Source organism: Streptomyces sp. Da 82-17 (assembly GCF_046098215.1).
Taxonomy (GTDB): domain Bacteria; phylum Actinomycetota; class Actinomycetes; order Streptomycetales; family Streptomycetaceae; genus Streptomyces.
In genome coordinates this window covers 99,908-116,121 of sequence record NZ_JBJURH010000014.1, presented here as the reverse complement: position 1 = coordinate 116,121, position 16,214 = coordinate 99,908, and the positions used below count along the sequence as shown (strand labels likewise).

Annotated in this window: 13 protein-coding genes; 5 read left to right on the top strand and 8 right to left on the bottom strand. The window is 74.0% G+C overall.

The genetic code is table 11. The features are described from left to right. Positions 1 to 118: 118 nt before the first annotated feature. Positions 119 to 1,276: an ROK family protein gene (locus ACIDOF_RS23530; protein WP_409008032.1), complete on the bottom strand. Its 1,158-nt coding sequence runs from the start codon at positions 1,274 to 1,276 to the stop codon at positions 119 to 121. Positions 1,277 to 1,369: 93 nt separating this feature from the next. Between ACIDOF_RS23530 and ACIDOF_RS23525 the strand changes: the two genes are divergently transcribed. Continuing rightward, the gene (locus tag ACIDOF_RS23525) at positions 1,370 to 1,840 is read left to right on the top strand and encodes a diadenosine tetraphosphate hydrolase (RefSeq protein WP_409008031.1); all 471 of its coding nucleotides are present in this window, start codon (positions 1,370 to 1,372) and stop codon (positions 1,838 to 1,840) included. 311 nt (positions 1,841 to 2,151) lie between these two features. On the opposite strand, the gene ACIDOF_RS23520 is transcribed toward ACIDOF_RS23525, so the two are convergent. Further along, on the bottom strand, positions 2,152 to 2,802 hold the full coding sequence (locus ACIDOF_RS23520) for a response regulator (protein ID WP_409008030.1): 651 nt from the start codon (positions 2,800 to 2,802) through the stop codon (positions 2,152 to 2,154). A 77-nt stretch (positions 2,803 to 2,879) separates the two neighbouring features. After that, the gene (locus ACIDOF_RS23515) at positions 2,880 to 4,073 is read right to left on the bottom strand and encodes a sensor histidine kinase (RefSeq protein WP_409008029.1); all 1,194 of its coding nucleotides are present in this window, start codon (positions 4,071 to 4,073) and stop codon (positions 2,880 to 2,882) included. Between the two features lie 107 nt (positions 4,074 to 4,180). Between ACIDOF_RS23515 and ACIDOF_RS23510 the strand changes: the two genes are divergently transcribed. The 4 genes from ACIDOF_RS23510 (at position 4,181) to ACIDOF_RS23495 (ending at position 7,283) form a co-directional block, all read left to right on the top strand. Then, the gene (locus ACIDOF_RS23510) at positions 4,181 to 5,158 is read left to right on the top strand and encodes an ATP-binding cassette domain-containing protein (RefSeq protein WP_409008028.1); all 978 of its coding nucleotides are present in this window, start codon (positions 4,181 to 4,183) and stop codon (positions 5,156 to 5,158) included. After that, the gene (locus tag ACIDOF_RS23505) at positions 5,155 to 5,892 is read left to right on the top strand and encodes an ABC transporter permease (RefSeq protein WP_409008027.1); all 738 of its coding nucleotides are present in this window, start codon (positions 5,155 to 5,157) and stop codon (positions 5,890 to 5,892) included. The genes ACIDOF_RS23510 and ACIDOF_RS23505 overlap by 4 nt, the downstream gene beginning before the upstream one ends. Before the next feature lie 99 nt (positions 5,893 to 5,991). Next, positions 5,992 to 6,411: a hypothetical protein gene (locus ACIDOF_RS23500; RefSeq protein WP_409008025.1), complete on the top strand. Its 420-nt coding sequence runs from the start codon at positions 5,992 to 5,994 to the stop codon at positions 6,409 to 6,411. 92 nt (positions 6,412 to 6,503) lie between these two features. Then, entirely contained in the window at positions 6,504 to 7,283 is a 780-nt protein-coding gene (locus ACIDOF_RS23495) for an SAM-dependent methyltransferase (protein WP_409008024.1), read from the top strand. A gap of 94 nt (positions 7,284 to 7,377) precedes the next feature. On the opposite strand, the gene mug is transcribed toward ACIDOF_RS23495, so the two are convergent. From mug to ACIDOF_RS23470, 5 genes are all read right to left on the bottom strand, one after another. Further along, complete coding sequence (mug, locus tag ACIDOF_RS23490) at positions 7,378 to 7,929, bottom strand: G/U mismatch-specific DNA glycosylase (protein WP_409008023.1); 552 nt, start codon at positions 7,927 to 7,929, stop codon at positions 7,378 to 7,380. 71 nt (positions 7,930 to 8,000) lie between these two features. After that, positions 8,001 to 9,434 (bottom strand): adenylosuccinate lyase, encoded by a 1,434-nt coding sequence (purB, locus tag ACIDOF_RS23485; RefSeq protein WP_409008022.1) that lies wholly within the window; start codon positions 9,432 to 9,434, stop codon positions 8,001 to 8,003. A gap of 133 nt (positions 9,435 to 9,567) precedes the next feature. Further along, positions 9,568 to 12,078 carry an NACHT domain-containing protein gene (locus ACIDOF_RS23480; protein ID WP_409008021.1) on the bottom strand — a complete coding sequence of 837 codons (2,511 nt, stop codon included), beginning with the start codon at positions 12,076 to 12,078 and terminating at the stop codon, positions 9,568 to 9,570. 173 nt (positions 12,079 to 12,251) lie between these two features. Continuing rightward, entirely contained in the window at positions 12,252 to 13,088 is an 837-nt protein-coding gene (locus ACIDOF_RS23475) for an SGNH/GDSL hydrolase family protein (protein ID WP_409008020.1), read from the bottom strand. Positions 13,089 to 14,407: 1,319 nt separating this feature from the next. Beyond that, positions 14,408 to 16,108 (bottom strand): ABC-F family ATP-binding cassette domain-containing protein, encoded by a 1,701-nt coding sequence (locus tag ACIDOF_RS23470; RefSeq protein WP_409008018.1) that lies wholly within the window; start codon positions 16,106 to 16,108, stop codon positions 14,408 to 14,410. Positions 16,109 to 16,214 lie beyond the last annotated feature (106 nt).

Genomic DNA, 16,214 nt, shown 5'->3' with positions numbered 1-16,214 from the left:
GGGCGCGTACCGGCGGGGCTTCCGCCGGTACGTCCCGATGCGCGCCGAAACGTGCCGCCGCACGCCGGTGCGGGAAGTGCCCGACCGGTGCGTGAAGTGCCCGACCGGTACGGGAAGTTCAGCGGCGGGCCGTGACCGTGCCCTCGACGGCGAACAGCTCCTCCTCGACGTGGTCGAGGGCAAGCCGCAGGGCGCCGGTCGCGATGGCCGCCTCGCCGAGCGCCGACAGCGTGACCCGCGGCGGGCGCAGGCAGTAGCGCGCCAACTCCCGCCGCAGCGGCTCCAGTACACCGTCGAGGCCGGCCGCCCAGCCGCCGATCACGACGACCTCCGGGTCCAGGGCCAGCACCAGCGCCGCCACATCGTGCACCAGACGCCGGATGAACCGCTCCACCGCCGCCGCGGCCCGCTCGTCGCCCTCCCGGGCGTGCGCGAACACATCCGTCACGGCCTGCTCGTCCAACGGGTGCAGGGGCTCGCCCGTCGTGGACAGCAGCGACTCCGGCGTGACCTCCCGGCCAAGCAGATGCAACGCCCCGATCTCGCCCGCCGCCCCGCCGAAACCGCGGTGCAGCCGCCCGCCGATCAGCGAACCCGCGCCCGGACTCAGACCCGCGAGGACGAACACCAGGTCGTCCGAGTCGGTCGCCGCGCCCTTCCAATGCTCGCCCACCGCGGCCGTGTTGGCGTCGTTCTCCACCAGGACCGGGCACTTGAAGGAGCGCCGCAGCCGGTCGCCGAGCGCGAGGCCGGTCCAGCCGGGCAGAGCGGTGCCGAGCCGCACCGTGCCGTCCGCCTCCACGATCCCCGGAGTGGCCGCACCCACGGCACGCAGCGAATCGTGGCCGATCCCCGACCGGCGCAGCAGATCGGCGACGGTGAGGCGGAGCCGCTCAAGCCGCTCGTCGGCGCACGCCGTCTCGTCGACCTCCCGCTCCGCGGTCCCGAGGACGCTGCCGTCCAGGTCGGACAGTACGGCGGCGACGCGGTGCGGGCCGACCTCCAGGCCCAGCAGATGCCCGGCCTCGGCGCGGAAACGGTAACGGCGGGCGGGCCGGCCCTGACGCCGGGCGACGCCCTCCTCGGCGGCGACCTCCACGACGAGACCGGCGCCCATGAGGCCCTCGACCACGCCCTCGACCGTGGGCCGGGACAGCCCGGTGACCCGGGTGATCTCCGTGAGCGTCGCGCACTCCACGCCGCGCAGCGCGTGCAGCACCACCGCGGAGTTGATCCGCCGCAACAACGAGGGATCCCCGCCGGTCAGCCGCCCCACCGTGATCCTCCCTGCACCCGAGCGTGTCCGCCGGATCGTACTCGCAGCGCCCGTCCCGAGCGAGACCGAGCCCCGCGCCGGTACGGTCCCGGCATGACCGACGACTGGCGAACCGACCGGGTCGGTTCCGCCCTGCGCGGCGAGAACCCCACGGTGCTGCGGCGCCTGGACGCGGGGTTCGCGGTGATCGGGGACGTGCAGTTCCTGCCGGGGTACGCGGTGCTCCTCACCGACGAGCCCGGAGCGGAGCGGCTCACCGACCTGCCGGCACGGAAACGGCTCGCGTTCCTGGCCGACATGGACCGGCTCGGCGAAGCCGTCGAACGCGCCTGCCGACGGGCGGATCCGGCGTTCCGCCGGGTCAACCTGGAGATCCTCGGCAACCGGGACGCGTTCCTGCACGCGCACGTCTGGCCCCGCTACGCGTGGGAGCCCCCGCCCCTCCGAACCCGCCCGGTCTGGCTCCACCCCCACACCCACTGGACGGCCCCCCACCACGCCCTGGGCCCCCAACACGACGCACTGCGCGCGGCGATCGGATCGGAACTGGACGCGCTGCGCTGACCCCACCCAAAACCCGGGGACCGGCCCCCCGGACCCCCGCTCCTCAAACGCCGAAGGGGCTGAAATACGGGGCCGCTTCCTGCGGAGCGGCGTACGAGACCGCTCGTGACGGACGAGTCCGCGTCTCGCCCAGCACGGCCCGGCCCGGTCCCACAAGGGAGCCTCACCGCCGCTGCCCCCCTTTCCCGACCGCTCAGCCACACCGCCTCGCCCCCGACGCCGCCACCCGCTGCGACTGCGCGGCGCAGGCTTTCGGGAAGGGGGGGTGGGGTGGCAGAGGACCCCGGGGCCAGTTCCGCCGGGTCCCGAGGTCAGCCGGGGGAGACGAAGCCCGACTCGTACGCCGTGATCACCGCCTGCGTGCGGTCCCGCGCCCCCAACTTCCCCAGCACCGCACTGACATGCGTCTTCACCGTCTCCGTCCCCACCACCAGCTCCGCCGCGATCTCCGCGTTGGACAGCCCCCGCGTCATCAGCCGCAGCACCGCCGCCTCGCGTTCGGTGAGCGCCGCGCGGTCGAGCGTCGCGCGGGCCTGCGGGTTGCCGTACTGGGCGGCGAGCGACCGTACCGCCGCGGGGAACAGGAGCGACGAGCCCTCGGCGACGAGGCGGACCGCGTGCACGATCTCCGCCGGGCGGGACCGCTTCAGCAGGAAGCCGTCGGCGCCGGCCCGCAGCGCCTCGTAGACGTACTCGTCGTTCTCGAACGTCGTGATCACGACGATCTTCGGCGGGTCCGGCACCGTCCGCAGCACCGCCCGCGTCGCCTCGATCCCGTCGAGGAGCGGCATACGTACGTCCATCGCGACCACGTCCGGCCGCAACTCCCGCACCAGCGGGACGACCGCCGCGCCGTCGGCGGCCTCGCCCACCACCGTGATGTCGGGCTGCGCTTCAAGCACGGCGCGCAGGCCCGCGCGTACGAGGGGTTCGTCGTCCACGAGCAGCACGGTCAGGGGCACGTGAGCAGCCTAGTCCAGCGCCCGGCAGGCTCAATTCCCGCACCCGGCAAAGCCGTTCGCTGCCCCCGGCAATACGTTCAGCGCAGCGGCAGTTCCACCCGGACCCGCCACTCGTCCGCCTCCGGCCCGGTGTGCGCGGTGCCGCCGAGGAGGGCGACGCGTTCGCGGATGCCGCGCAGGCCGCTGCCCGAACCCGTCGCCCGGGCCGCGGCGGCGGGTTCGACGGGGTTGGTCACGTCGAGGGTGAGGCGGCGGTCGGTGGCGGCGATCCGTACCCGTACCGTCGCCGTCGACGGGGCGCCCGCGTGCCGGAGCACGTTCGTCAGGCTCTCCTGCAGGATGCGGTAGCCCTCGCGGGACACCGGCCCCGGCAGGGTGTCGAGCGGGCCGGTCAGCTCGGCGTCGACCTTCGCGCCCGAGGCGCGCGCCGAGTCGAGGAGCCGGTCGGCCTCGGTGAGCGCGGGGCTCCGGCCGGCCGGGCGCTCCGGCTCCCGCAGCACCTTCAGGACCCGGTCGAGGTCCTCCAGGGCGGCCCGGCCCGTCTCCTCGATCGCGTCCAGGGCGCGTTCCGTGAACTCCGGGCTGCCCGCCGCCCGCGCCGCCCCCGCCTGCACGACGGCGACGGTCAGCGCGTGCCCGATCGAGTCGTGCAGCTCGCGCGCGATGTGCGTGCGCTCCAGGAGCTGTTCCGTACGGGCCTCCAGTGCCGCGAGCCGTTCCGCCGCCGACGGGCCGAGCAGCCGCACCGCCAGCTCCGTGACCAGCTTCCCGAGCAGCACGACCGCGACGAGCAGCACGAGCACCGGCACCGGCGCGAGCGCCGCGTACCACCAGGGGTGGCCCGGCAGCGGCACCGGCGAGTCGTCCACCGTCCCGCCCGCCGCGACATGCACCAGGTCGTACGCGAGGATCAGGCACTGCGCCCCGAACCAGGACGAGCCGAGGCCGAGCGTCAGGCGCAGCACCATCCACAGCGAGGTCCGGCCGCGGTCCGCCCAGCTCGCCGAAGGACCGGTCGCGAGCGCCACCGACGCGTCCCCCGAGCCCTCCGGCGCGAGCAGCAGCCGCGCCTGCACGCCCTCCACGACCCGCACCCACGGCACGAGCCCCGCGAGCGCGACGAAGACGAACGGCACCCAGTTCAGGTGCTCCGAGACCAACTGCCAGATCCCGAACACCACACCGCCGACGAAGAGATGCAGCCAACGGGTGTACGTGACGGACCGGCCGAGCGGTCGCAGCAGGCGCCGCAGGCGCAGCAGACGGGACATGCCGTCATCGTGCCAGCGCCGCCCGCGCACCGGCTCCCCCGCACGGGGGAGGAGAAGCCCCCGCACTGGGGAGGTGCGCACCCGCCCCGGCCCGCGAGGCTCGGAGCATGACAAGGATCGACGTCCACGAACTCACCAAGGAGTACGGATCCACGCGTGCAGTGGACCGGCTCACCTTCGCCGTGGAGCCCGGCCGGGTCACCGGGTTCCTCGGCCCCAACGGCGCGGGCAAGTCCACGACCATGCGCCTCGTCCTCGGCCTCGACCGGCCCACTTCGGGCACGGCGACCGTCGGCGGCCGCGCCTACACCGCGCTGGACGCACCGCTGCGGCAGGTCGGCGCGCTGCTCGACCCGCAGGCCGCGCACGGCTCCAGGACCGCCCGCGCCCACCTCGCGGCACTCGCGGCGAGCAACGGCATCCCGGCCCGCCGGGTCGACGAGGTGCTCGACGAGGCCGGGCTCGGCTCGGTGGCGGGGCGGCGCGTGAAGTCGTACTCGCTCGGCATGCGGCAGCGGCTCGGGATCGCCGCCGCGCTGCTCGGCGACCCGGCCGTCCTGATGCTCGACGAGCCGTCCAACGGGCTCGACCCCGAAGGGATCATCTGGATCCGGGAGTTGATGCGCCGCCTCGCCCGCGAGGGCCGTACCGTCCTCGTCTCCAGCCACCTCATGAACGAGACCGCCTCGTTCGCCGACCACCTGGTCGTCCTCGGCCGGGGCCGGCTCCTCGCGGACCTGCCGATGCAGGAGTTCATCGACACGCAGGTGCAGCCGCGGGTGCGCGTCCGCAGCTCCGACGACGCCGCGCTCACGGCACTCCTCGAAGGGCACGGCTACCGGCCCGTCCTGGAGCCGGAGTCGGGGCGCTGGACCGTGGCCGACGCGCGCGTGGAGGACATCGGCCGGCTCACCGCCCGCGCCGGCGTCCCGGTCCTCGAACTCGCCGCCCAGGAGGGCACGTTGGAGGAGGCCTACCTCAACCTGACCGCGGACGCCGCCGAGTACCGGTCCGCGCGTACGACCGACACCGCGTCCCCCGCCGGAACGAACCCGGCCGGAGAGAACCAGGAGGCCCGCCGATGAGCTTCGCCGCCGTGCTCCACTCCGAGTGGATCAAGGTCAAGTCCCTGCGCGGAACAGCCGGTTCCCTGCTCGCCGTCCTCCTCGTCACCCTCGGCGTCACCGCCCTCACCTTCGCGACGGTCGGCCGGGCGGAGGCCGACAACCCCGGCGCGGAGCCCGTCTTCGGCGCGTTCTACGCACTCAACTTCGGCCAGATCGCCGCGATCAGCTTCGGCGCGACCGCCCTGTCGTCCGAGTACCTCAACGGCGCGCTGCGCGTCTCGCTCGCCGCCGTACCGCGCAGGACCCGCTTCTACGCCGCCAAGATCGCCGTGACCGGCGGACTCGCCCTGGCCGTCGGCCTCGTCACGTCCTTCGCGTCGTTCCTGCTCGGCCAGTCCTTCCTGGGCTCGTACGCGATCGGGCTCGACCACCCCGGCGCGCTGCGTGCCTGCTTCGGCGCGGGGATCTACCTGGCGCTGATGGCGCTGCTCGCGGCCGGGCTCGCGACGGTGCTGCGCAGCGGGGTGGCCGTGCTCGGCATCCTCATCCCGTTCGTGCTCATCGTGTCGTTCGTGGTCGGCGACGTCGCCGGGGGCGCCGCCCAGTTCCTGCCCGACCGGGCCGGACAGCAGATCCTGCACGCCGACCCGGCCGGACATCTCGGCCCCTGGTCGGGGCTCGCGGTCTGCGCGGCCTGGGCGGCGGCGTCGGTCCTCGCCGGCTGGTGGACGCTGCGCCGCCGGGACGCCTGAGGACGGCCCCTGCGCGAACCTGGCCCGAACGGGCCGTTCCGGGGCGGCTGTTGACGGACGGCCGCCCCGTTGTCAGTGCCCGCCGGTTTACTGGGGGACATGAGTTCGGCCCGGCAACTGCACGCCATAGACCAGCTGTGCGCCCGCCCCCTGCGCGGCCACGGCGCCCTCACGGAATTACGGCGCACGGACTTCGACGAGACGGACCCGGGGGAGTACGAGGAGAGATGCGAGCAGTACGAGGCGGAGCTGGCCGCCCTGCACCGGCCGCTGAACCGCAGATGGGAGGCGCACGGACCGATGGGCCTCCAGGGCGTGCTGCTGCGCGGCGCCGGAGGCGGCTACGGAGAGGGGGAGCCGGAGGAGATACCCGAGCCGTGGCACGGCCTGAGCTGGGCGGCGAGCAGCGTCGACCTGTGGCACACCGGAGACCGCTGGCTGGTCCTCGCCCTCACCGACCGCGAGCGGCCCCGGCTGCTGCGCCTGATCGCCCTCACCACGCACGTCGACCCGCCGTGACCTCGGGGGCGACTGCGGTGAACGGCCGTGCCACCATGGCCCCTTGAGGATCATGGACGGCCGGAACGGTCGGAGCGGTCGAAGGAGAGCGGATGACTGAGCACAGCGGACAGGTCGCGCACAACGCCCGGGTCTGGAACTACTGGCTCGGCGGCAAGGACCACTACGACGTGGACAAGGAGGTCGGCGACCGCGTCACCTCCATGTACCCGAGCATCGGCCAAGTCGCCCGCGCCGACCGCGAGTTCCTCGGCCGCGTCGTCACGTACCTCGCGGGGGAGGCGGGCATCCGCCAGTTCCTCGACATCGGCACGGGCCTGCCCACGGCGGAGAACACCCACGAGGTCGCCCAGCGCATCGCCCCCGACTCCCGCATCGTCTACGTCGACAACGACCCGACGGTCCTCGCCCACGCCCGCGCGCTGCTCACCAGCTCCCCGGAGGGCGCCACGCAGTACGTCGACGCGGACGCGCACGACCCGGACGCGATCCTGCGGGCCGCCACCGAGACACTCGACTTCGACCGCCCGGTCGCCGTGATACTGCTCGGCATCCTCAACTTCGTCCTGGACACCGAGAAGGCCACGGACATCGTCCGGCGCCTCGTGGCCGCGGTCCCGTCCGGCAGCTACCTGGTGGTCACGCACCCGACCCTGGAGCTGGGCGGCGCGGGCAACGCGGAGGCCATGGCGTTCTGGAACGAGAACGCCAAGCCCCCGATCACCGCCCGCACCGGCCAGGAGATCGCCGCGTTCTTCGACGGCCTCGAACTCCTCCCGCCCGGCCTGGTCTCCTGCAGCCGCTGGCACGCGGAGCCGGGCACGGAGCCGGAGCAGGTCGCGCAGTACGGGGCGGTGGGGCGCAAGCCGTGATCCCGCGTGGTCCGTCGGGGGCGCCGTCGACCGGGGCTCGGTACCTGGGGGCTCCGCCCCCAGACCCCCGGATCATCGGCCTTCGGCCTCGTCCTCAAGCTCCCCCAGCCGCTGGCCGGGAGGTGCCCCCAGACGGGCTGTTTCTGAGCCGCGCGTACTCCTCGGCCATCGCCTCCACCGTCCACCGCGCGTTCAGCCCGCTCGGGTTGGGCAGCACCCACACCCCGCTCCCGCCGACCGTCCGCTCCTGCGGCCCGATCCGGGCCTTGCGGTCGCCGAAGGCCGCGCGGTAGGCGGTCACGCCGACGACCGCGAGCCACTCCGGCCGCAGCCGCGCCACCTTCGCCTCGAGGAGCCGCCCGCCCTCGACGTACTCCTCCAAGGACAGCTCGTCGGCGCGGGCGGTGGCGCGGGCCACGACGTTCGTGATGCCGAGCCCGTACGACAGCAACTCCCGCTGTTCGTCCGGGCGGAGCTGCCGCGGCGTGAAGCCGGAGCGGTGCAGCACCGGCCAGAAGCGGTTGCCGGGACGGGCGAAGTGGTGGCCCGTCACCGCCGTCATCAGGGACGGGTTGATCCCGCAGAACAGCACACGCAGGCCTCCCGCCCGCCCACTGCCGCCCTCGACCGAGGCGCTGCGCGCCACCTCGCCATCTGGGACGACGTCCGGAACGACGCTGTCGCGGGCGGCCTCGAGTTCGTCCCGGCCGGGGAGCGTCAGAGGATCGCCCCCGGCGCGTACGCGGCGGCCTCCGGGTGCTGCTTCACGATCTCCTCGACGCGGGCCACGACCTGCGCCACCTGACCGGCCGCCGCACCCGTGAAGGACAGCTTGTCCGCCATCAGCTCGTCGAGCTGCGCACGGTCGAGCGGGATACGGGAGTCCGCGGCCAGCTTGTCGAGCAGTTCGTTGCGCTCGGCGCCCTGCTCGCGCATCGCCAGGGCGGAGGCGACGGCGTTCTCCTTGATCGCCTCGTGCGCCTCCTCGCGGCCCACGCCCGCACGCACCGAGGCCATCAGGACCTTCGTGGTGGCGAGGAACGGCAGGTAGCGGTCCAGCTCACGGGCGACGACGGCGGGGAACGCACCGAACTCGTCGAGCACCGTCAGGAACGTCTCCAGGAGGCCGTCGAGCGCGAAGAACGCGTCCGGCAGCGCCACCCGGCGGACCACCGAGCAGGACACGTCGCCCTCGTTCCACTGGTCGCCCGCCAGCTCGCCGGTCATCGACGCGTACCCGCGCAGGATCACCATCAGGCCGTTGACGCGCTCGCAGGAGCGGGTGTTCATCTTGTGCGGCATCGCCGACGAGCCGACCTGGCCCGGCTTGAAGCCCTCGGTGACCAGCTCGTGCCCGGCCATCAGGCGGATCGTCTTCGCCAGCGACGACGGCGCCGCGGCGAGCTGCACCAGCGAGGTCACGACCTCGTAGTCGAGGGAGCGCGGGTAGACCTGGCCGACCGAGGTGAAGGCCTGCGCGAAGCCCAGGTGCCCGGCGATCCGCTGCTCCAGGTCGGCCAGCTTGTCGGCGTCGCCGCCGAGCAGGTCCAGCATGTCCTGCGCGGTGCCGACGGGGCCCTTGATGCCGCGCAGCGGGTACCGGCCGAGCAGCTCCTCCAGGCGGCCGTACGCGACGAGCAGCTCGTCCGTGGCCGTCGCGAAGCGCTTGCCGAGGGTGGTGGCCTGGGCGGCGACGTTGTGCGAGCGGCCGGCCATGACCAGCTCGCCGTACTCGCCGGCGAGCTTGCCGAGGCGGGCCAGGACGGCGACCGTGCGGTCCCGCATCAGCTCCAGGGAGAGGCGGACCTGCAGCTGCTCGACGTTCTCCGTCAGGTCGCGGGACGTCATGCCCTTGTGGACCTGCTCGTGCCCGGCGAGGGCGTTGAACTCCTCGATCCGGGCCTTCACGTCGTGCCGCGTGACCTTCTCGCGCTCGGCGATCGAGGCGAGGTCGACCTGGTCGAGGACCCGCTCGTAGTCGTCGAGGGCGGCCTGCGGCACCTCGATCCCGAGGTCCTTCTGGGCACGCAGCACGGCCAGCCACAGCTGGCGCTCCAGCTTCACCTTCTGCTCGGGGGACCACAGCGCGGCGAGCTCGACGGAGGCGTAGCGGCCGGCCAGGACGTTGGGGATGCGGGGCTTTGCAGTCACAGTCGGCCAGTTTACTGGCGCTTTCTGCAGGTCCACGCCCCGGTCCCGTTCGTCGGAACCTACGAGGGCCCCGACCGGGCCGTCGGGGTGCTCACTCGCGTCAGAGTCAGGCGCTCACTCGAGAGTCAGGTGCTCACTCGCGCCACACCGGCCCCTCCGCGTACGGGAACGAAGCCTGCCACTCCTCGTCCGTGGCCGGATGGTCGGGTTCCAGGCGGAGCCGCCGGACCCGCTCGACCGGCAGGATGCCCGCGAGCTGCGCCGGGTCGAGCTGCCCCTTGACGTGCAGATGGGCACGGCCGCCGAGGTCGGCGAGGGCGCGGGCCTCGTGCAGGTCGGAGACCGGGAAGTAGAGGCCGCCGCTCTCGTCGAGGTGGGCGATGACCTCCTGCGCGTAGCGGGCCGTGTCGTACCGGGGCCAGGCGGCGGCCAGCTGCATGCGGATGTCCATCCGCTCCCGCTCGCGCAGGCCCGCGAGGTAGTCGATCGCCATGTCGTCGGCGACGGAGGACGCGGTGATCGCGAGGATGTACGCCCGGTCGTCGGAGACCGTGCGCGGATCGGGCAGCATCTCCAGGACGATCGGGCCGATCCAGCCGAGCGCGCGGGCGCCCGCGGGGTGCGCCGGGTTCACCATCTGCTGGGTGGCCCGCTGCACCAACTGCCGTACCTCCGGGTCGATTTCGCTGACGTGCTCCAGACAGGCCGCGGCGAGCAGCTTGCTGTGCCGGGCGTGCGCGGTGCGCAGGCCCGGGCGGCGGGAGACCATGCCGCGCAGCAGCTCGGCGACCTCGTTCGGCCGGGACAGCGAGACCGCCATCCGCACCACGTCCTCCCACTCGGTGAGGTGGGAGTGGTCGAGCAGGACGCCGAAATCGTGCTGCTGCACCATCGCGTCGGCGGCGAGATAGTCCTGGAAGGTGCGGTGGATGAAGTCCACGGAACCGGCGGTCGGCTCGCGCAACAGGCCCGTGCGGTTGAGGAGATGACGGTAGATCGTCTCCGCGTCGCCCTGCCGGGCCGCGGCCGGCACGGCGGGCAGATGCCGGTGCAGGATGCCGACGGCGGTGTCCCGGTCCATCTCCGACTTGCCGTTGACCAGCATCCAGTGCGCCAGCTTCTGCAGCAGCTGGATCTTCGGCTGCCGGTTGAGGGAGATCCCGTCGTCCGGCACGACCCGCTGCCGGTCCCGCAGTTCGAGCAGCATCGACATGGCCGCGTCGTACAACTCCTTGCGTCCGCTGGGGAGATAGCCGCGCAGATGCCGGTGCAGCGCGCAGAGCAGTCCGCACATCAGCGGGTTCGTGGCGAGCCGGCCGAGGTCGCGGGTGAGGCGCAGCGCGTCGATCAGCGTCTGCTCGTACCGGGCGAGGACCGCCGGGTCGGCGCCCGGTTCCTGGCCCGCGGCGGCGTGCCAGCGGGTGACGAACGCGCCGACCTCGTCCCGGCTCATCGGGGCGAGCTGCACCTCGGCGAACTCCTCGGCGGCCAGCCAGTCGTCGGGTACGGCGGAGGGGCGGGTGGTGACCAGCCAGACGTTGCCGGGGTAGAGCGCCGCCCAGTCGCGCAGGGTGTCGCGCAGGCGGTCGCGGGCCGGCTCGGGCGCCTCGTCGACGCCGTCGATGAGCAGCAGCCCGCGCCCCTGTCTGAGCACCCGGTCCGCCCAGCCGTCGGGCTGCGCGTCGGCCCCCGGGTAGCCGCTCACGTCGAGGAACTCGCCCGGCACGGGCGGCGCCTCGCGGCCGAAGCGGCGCACCGGAAGCACGAACGGCACCCGCCCGCGCAACCCCGCCAGCTGCTGCGGCAGCTCGCCCTTGGCGGTGGCGACGGCCAGCCACTGCAGCAGCGTCGTCTTCCCCGAACCGGCCACTCCGCGCACCAGGATGCGGCTCCGCCCGGCCAGCGCCCGCGACACCGGCACCGGCGTCGCCGACCCCTGCGGACCGCCGCCGGGCTCGCAGCGCAGACCGAGGTACGTGGTGTCGAGCGGCCAGGAGTCCGGGGCGTTGGCGAGGTCTATGCCGAAGATCGTCAGCCGGTTGTGCAGGATCGCCGTGTCCCGCCCGAAGCGCTCCTCGAACGCGGCGTCGGCCGCCCCCTGCGACGGCACGCGCGCCTCCAACTGCTCGTACCGCTTGCAGAGTTCGGCGAGGAACGCGCCGTGCTCGACGAGGGTCTTCGGCACGGCCTGCGAGCGGTCGGTGAGGAACTCCAGGACGTGCCGCGCGGTCACCTCCAGGAGCAGCGCGTACAGCAGCGCCCCCTCCTCGGACAGCTCCCGGTCCGCGTCCGGGACGAGCGAGCGGAGGTGCTGCGCGAACCCGTCGGCCTGCAGTTCCACCGCCTGCACGTCGCTCACCTCGGCCGCCGCGAGCGCGTCCAGGGCCCGGGCGAGCGCGTCCGCGACCCGCGGGTCCTCGTCGGGCCGCACGGGCCGCTCCCCGGGCCCGCCCACGGCCTGCCGCACGAGCTGCGCGCCGAGGGCACGGGCGTCGCGCCGCGCGGCGAGCAGCTCCGGGACGGGAACGGGCACGGGTACGGGGGCGCGGTCGGCTTCCGAGGGCGCCCCCTCGGCGAACAACTGCCGCACGAGCGTGCCGACGAACGGCTGGGTGAGACGACTGAGGACGAGCGCGGGATCCACCTGCGTACCCCCGACAACTGGTGTTCCGGTGACGGCTGTCGGGTGGCAGACGGCTGAGCGCGCGGGAGAGTTCCCGCACGCGGCGGATCGACACAATCCCTTCGCAACGGCGCCGCGAAGCCCGGGCCCTTCGCAAGGGCCCGCGAAGCCCGGGCAGGCCTGCGGCCGTGAGGTCAGTCGGTGATCCGGCGCCAGCCGGTGACCGGGCCGGGCGCGGCGTCGTCCGCCGGGCTGATCCAGAACGCCCTGCCCTCGGCGGGATCGAACTGGGCGCCGTTGCGTCCGTCGCCGGAGGAACGGCCGGTCAGGCGGCGGCCGATCCACGGCACGAGGTGCTCCCGCGCGAACCGGGCGTCAGCCACCCGCCGCTGCGCCCAGCGGGGGCGCACGGCGGCGGGCAGGGGCGTACGCCAGTCCTCCTCCGCCGCGTACCCGAGCGTCTGCCACACCGCCTCCGCGACCCGGCGGTGCCCCTCGGCGGTGAGGTGCAGCCGGTCCACGTCCCACAGCCGCTGGTCGCCGAGTACGGGCGCCCCGTACAGGTCGACGACCAGCGCGCCGTGCCGTGCCGCCAAGGTGTCGATGTGCGCGAACAGCTCCTCCATCCGCGGCCGGAACCGTTCCAGCACAGGGCCCTGCCGGCCGGGGGAACGCATGAGGACGAGCTGCTTGCAGGCGGGCGCCAGCTTCTCCACGGCCTCGTCGAGCAGCGCCCGTACGCGGCCCATGTCGCACTTGGGGCGCAGGGTGTCGTTGAGCCCGCCCACCAGGGTCACGACGTCCGGCCGCAGCGCGGCCGCCGCGTCGGCCTGCTCGGCGGCGATCTGCCCGATGAGCTTGCCGCGCACGGCGAGGTTCGCGTACCGGAACCCCGGCTGCACGGCCGCCATCCGCGCGGCGAGCAGATCGGCCCAGCCGCGGTACGAGCCGTCGGGCAGCCGGTCCGACATCCCCTCGGTGAAGGAGTCGCCGACCGTGACGAGACTGGTGTATGTGGCATTCATCTCCATGACGAGCCCGATGCTATCCGCCCACCCACCTACCCGTACTCCCAGGTAGCCCCACCACTCCGGGGGCGGTACGGGGGCTCCACCCCCGACGAGGACGAGCGGCCCCAGCCACAACCCCGGCGGCTCCGCCCCCGAACCCCTGCTCCTCAAGCGCCGGAGGGGCTGGTTGATCGCCGGAGGGCTGATGGGTGCGAGGCGGGCGGGCCTCAGCTCAACCCCGGAACCCGCACTGCACCGACACGGTGGCTCCGCCCCCCGGACCCCTGCTCCTCAAGCGCCGGAGGGGCTGGTTGGCACCGGAGGGGTTGGTCGGGGCGAGCGGGCCCCAGCTCAACCGAACCATCACGCACTGACATGGTGGCTCCGCCCCCGGGCCCCGCTCATCAAACCCTGGAGGGCGTGGTTGGTCGCTGCAGGGGTTGATGGGGGCGAGCGGCCCTCAGCTCACCCCTGCCCCGAACGGTTGCCCTGCGGACGCGGAGGCTCCGCCCCCGGGCCCTCACTCCTCAAGCGCCGGAGGGGCTGGTTGATCGCCGGAGGGGCTGATGGGGGGGGCGGGGCGGGTCCCGGCTCAGCCCCGCCCGCGAACCGTGGCGCGCCGAGGTGGGGGCTCTGCCCCGGGATCGCTGTTCCTCAAGCGTCGGAGGGGCCGGGCGGTCGGGGTGAGCGGTCCCGGCGCAGACCGCGGCCTGAACCGGTGCCGTGCCGTGTCGACGTGGTGCCGACGTGGGCTCCGCCCCGGGACTCTTGCTCCTCAAGCGCCGGAGGGCTGATGGGAACGAGCGGGTCGCCCCGACCCACCCCGACCGTGGCGCGCTGACGCGGAGGTTCCGCCCCCCCCGGTCCCCCCCGGTCCCCCTCCCTGCTCCTCAAACGTTGCAGGAGGTGGTTGGTCGCCGGGGGAGCTGTTGAGGGCGAGCGGGTCCTGGCTCAGACCCGGCCTGAACCGGTGCCGTGCCGACACGGAGGCTGGGCCTCGGGTCCCTGCTCCTTAAGCGCTGGACGGGCTGGTTGGCCGCCTGAGGAGCCGGTCGGGCATCGGGTGGCCCTAGCTCAGGCCGCCATCCCGTCGCCGTGCCCGCGCGGGGCTCCGTCTACGTGCCGGGCAGCCTCAACTCACGTCCTGCTGGACGTCGGTGGGGTACGCCCTACAGCCGTGTCATGTCGCGGAGCCAGGGCGTCCGTGGGTCCCGGGGAGTGTCCGCCCGCCTCTGCGGACTCGCCTGCCGGGCCGTTGGGGGCCCGAGGGGCACCGCAGCACCCCCTGAGCCCGTCCGGTCGTCCGGCGATTGAGGACGAGGCCCCCGACGCGGATCCGCTCAGCTCAAGTTGCGTTCCCCGCCCCGGAATTCCCCCGCGACGAGCTCCAGGCGGTGGCCCTTGAAGGTGGCTCGTAGGCGGCGGTCGTGGGAGACGACGATCAGGGTGCCGGGGTAGGACGCGAGGGCCTGGTCCAGGTCTTCCGCGAGGGCGGGGGAGAGGTGGTTGGTGGGCTCGTCGAGGAGCAGGAGGTCGGCGGGGCGGGCGACGAGGCGGGCCAGTTCGAGGCGTCGGCGCTGCCCCACCGACAGCCCCTGCACCGGAACGTTCAGGTCCGCCTCCCGGAACAGGCCGAGCGCGAGGAGCTGTTCCGCGTACTCCTCCGGCGCCCCGCCGAACCCCGCCGCGAAGGCGTCGAGGAGCGACCGGCGGGCACGGCTTGAGCCCATACCCGCATCCGAATTCGAAGCCGAATCCGCACCGAGACCCACCCCCGCAACCGACCCCTCGAAGCCGACCTCCTGGCCCAAGTAGCCGATCCGTACCGGGCGTTGGAGTTCGCCGCTGTCGGGGGTGAGCGTGCCGGCCAGAACCCGCAGCAGGGTCGACTTGCCCGCGCCGTTGGGGCCGGTGATCAGGAGGCGGGCGCCCGGGGCGAGGCCGAGGCGGTCGACGGTCAGGCGGTGGTCCACCGACACGTCCGTCAGCTCGACCGGCAGCAGGAACGGATGGTCCCCGCCCTCCGGCGCCGCCGTGAAACGCAGTGGGTCCGGGGGCCGCGGCACCGGATCCGCCCGCAGCCGCCGCAGCCGCTCCCGCGCGTTCCGTACGACCCCCGACACCTGACCCTCGACCGACCGCTGGTGCTTGGAGAACTTCGCGAACGTGCTGCTGTCCCGCATCCGCCAGCCCGAGGAGAGCCGGTCCGCCGCGCCCTCGGCGATCTTCTCCTGGCGCTCCAGCTCGTCCCGCCACTCGCGGTAGCGCTGCTCCCAGCGCTGTCGGGCCGCCGTGCGCTGCGCGAGATAGCCGGACCAGCCGCCGCCGTACCGGTCGACGCTGTTCCGGTCGCCGTCGACCTCGACGATCGCGTCCGCGACCCGGTCGAGGAACACCCGGTCGTGGGTGACCGCCACCACCGTGCCGCGGTGGCCGCGCAGCCGCTCCTCCAGCCAGTCGAGGGCGGCCGCGTCGAGGTGGTTGGTGGGCTCGTCGAGCAGCAGCAGCTCGGGCGCGGCGGCGAGGACGCAGGCCAGCGCGAGCCGCGCGGCCTCCCCGCCGGACAGCGAGCCGAGGGTCCGCTCCCGCCCGAGGTGCGCGGCGCCCAGCCCGTGCAGGGCCGCGTCGAGCCGGGCGTCGGCCCGGTAGCCGTCGCGGGCCTCGAAGGCGGCCACCAGGTCGGCGTACGCGGTGAGTTCGGCCGGGCCCGCCGAGCCGAGGGACTCCTCGGCGAGCCGGATCCGCCGCTCCAGGTCGCGCAGCTCGGCGAGCGCGTCGTCCACCGCGTCCTGCACGGTGGCGTGCGGGGGCAGTTCGAGGGTCTGTGCGAGATACCCGGTGCCGCCGTCCGCGACCACCCGCACCTCGCCCTCGGCGGGCACGGCGCGACCGGCGATCAGGCGCAGCAGCGTCGACTTCCCGGAGCCGTTCTCGCCGATCACGCCGACGTGCTCGCCGGGCCGCACGGACAGCGAGACCCGCTCCAGGACCGGCCGCTCGGGATACCCGAACGACACGTCCCGCAGCACCAGTTGACTCACCCGTACCCCTCTCCCGTACACGGACTGCCCGGTTCCAGCGCGGTGCGGCCGGGCCCCCGGCGGCCGGGGCGACCTCCGCTCCGGCCGCCGGCCCGCCGTACGCCGG

Excerpts from the sequence above, each read along its gene's own strand:
- ACIDOF_RS23515 (WP_409008029.1), bottom strand. The coding sequence starts at position 4,073 with ATGTCCCGTCTGCTGCGCCTGCGGCGCCTGCTGCGACCGCTCGGCCGG.
- ACIDOF_RS23500 (WP_409008025.1), top strand. The coding sequence starts at position 5,992 with ATGAGTTCGGCCCGGCAACTGCACGCCATAGACCAGCTGTGCGCCCGC.
- ACIDOF_RS23510 (WP_409008028.1), top strand. The coding sequence starts at position 4,181 with ATGACAAGGATCGACGTCCACGAACTCACCAAGGAGTACGGATCCACG.
- ACIDOF_RS23495 (WP_409008024.1), top strand. The coding sequence starts at position 6,504 with ATGACTGAGCACAGCGGACAGGTCGCGCACAACGCCCGGGTCTGGAAC.
- ACIDOF_RS23525 (WP_409008031.1), top strand. The coding sequence starts at position 1,370 with ATGACCGACGACTGGCGAACCGACCGGGTCGGTTCCGCCCTGCGCGGC.
- ACIDOF_RS23475 (WP_409008020.1), bottom strand. The coding sequence starts at position 13,088 with ATGGAGATGAATGCCACATACACCAGTCTCGTCACGGTCGGCGACTCC.
- ACIDOF_RS23505 (WP_409008027.1), top strand. The coding sequence starts at position 5,155 with ATGAGCTTCGCCGCCGTGCTCCACTCCGAGTGGATCAAGGTCAAGTCC.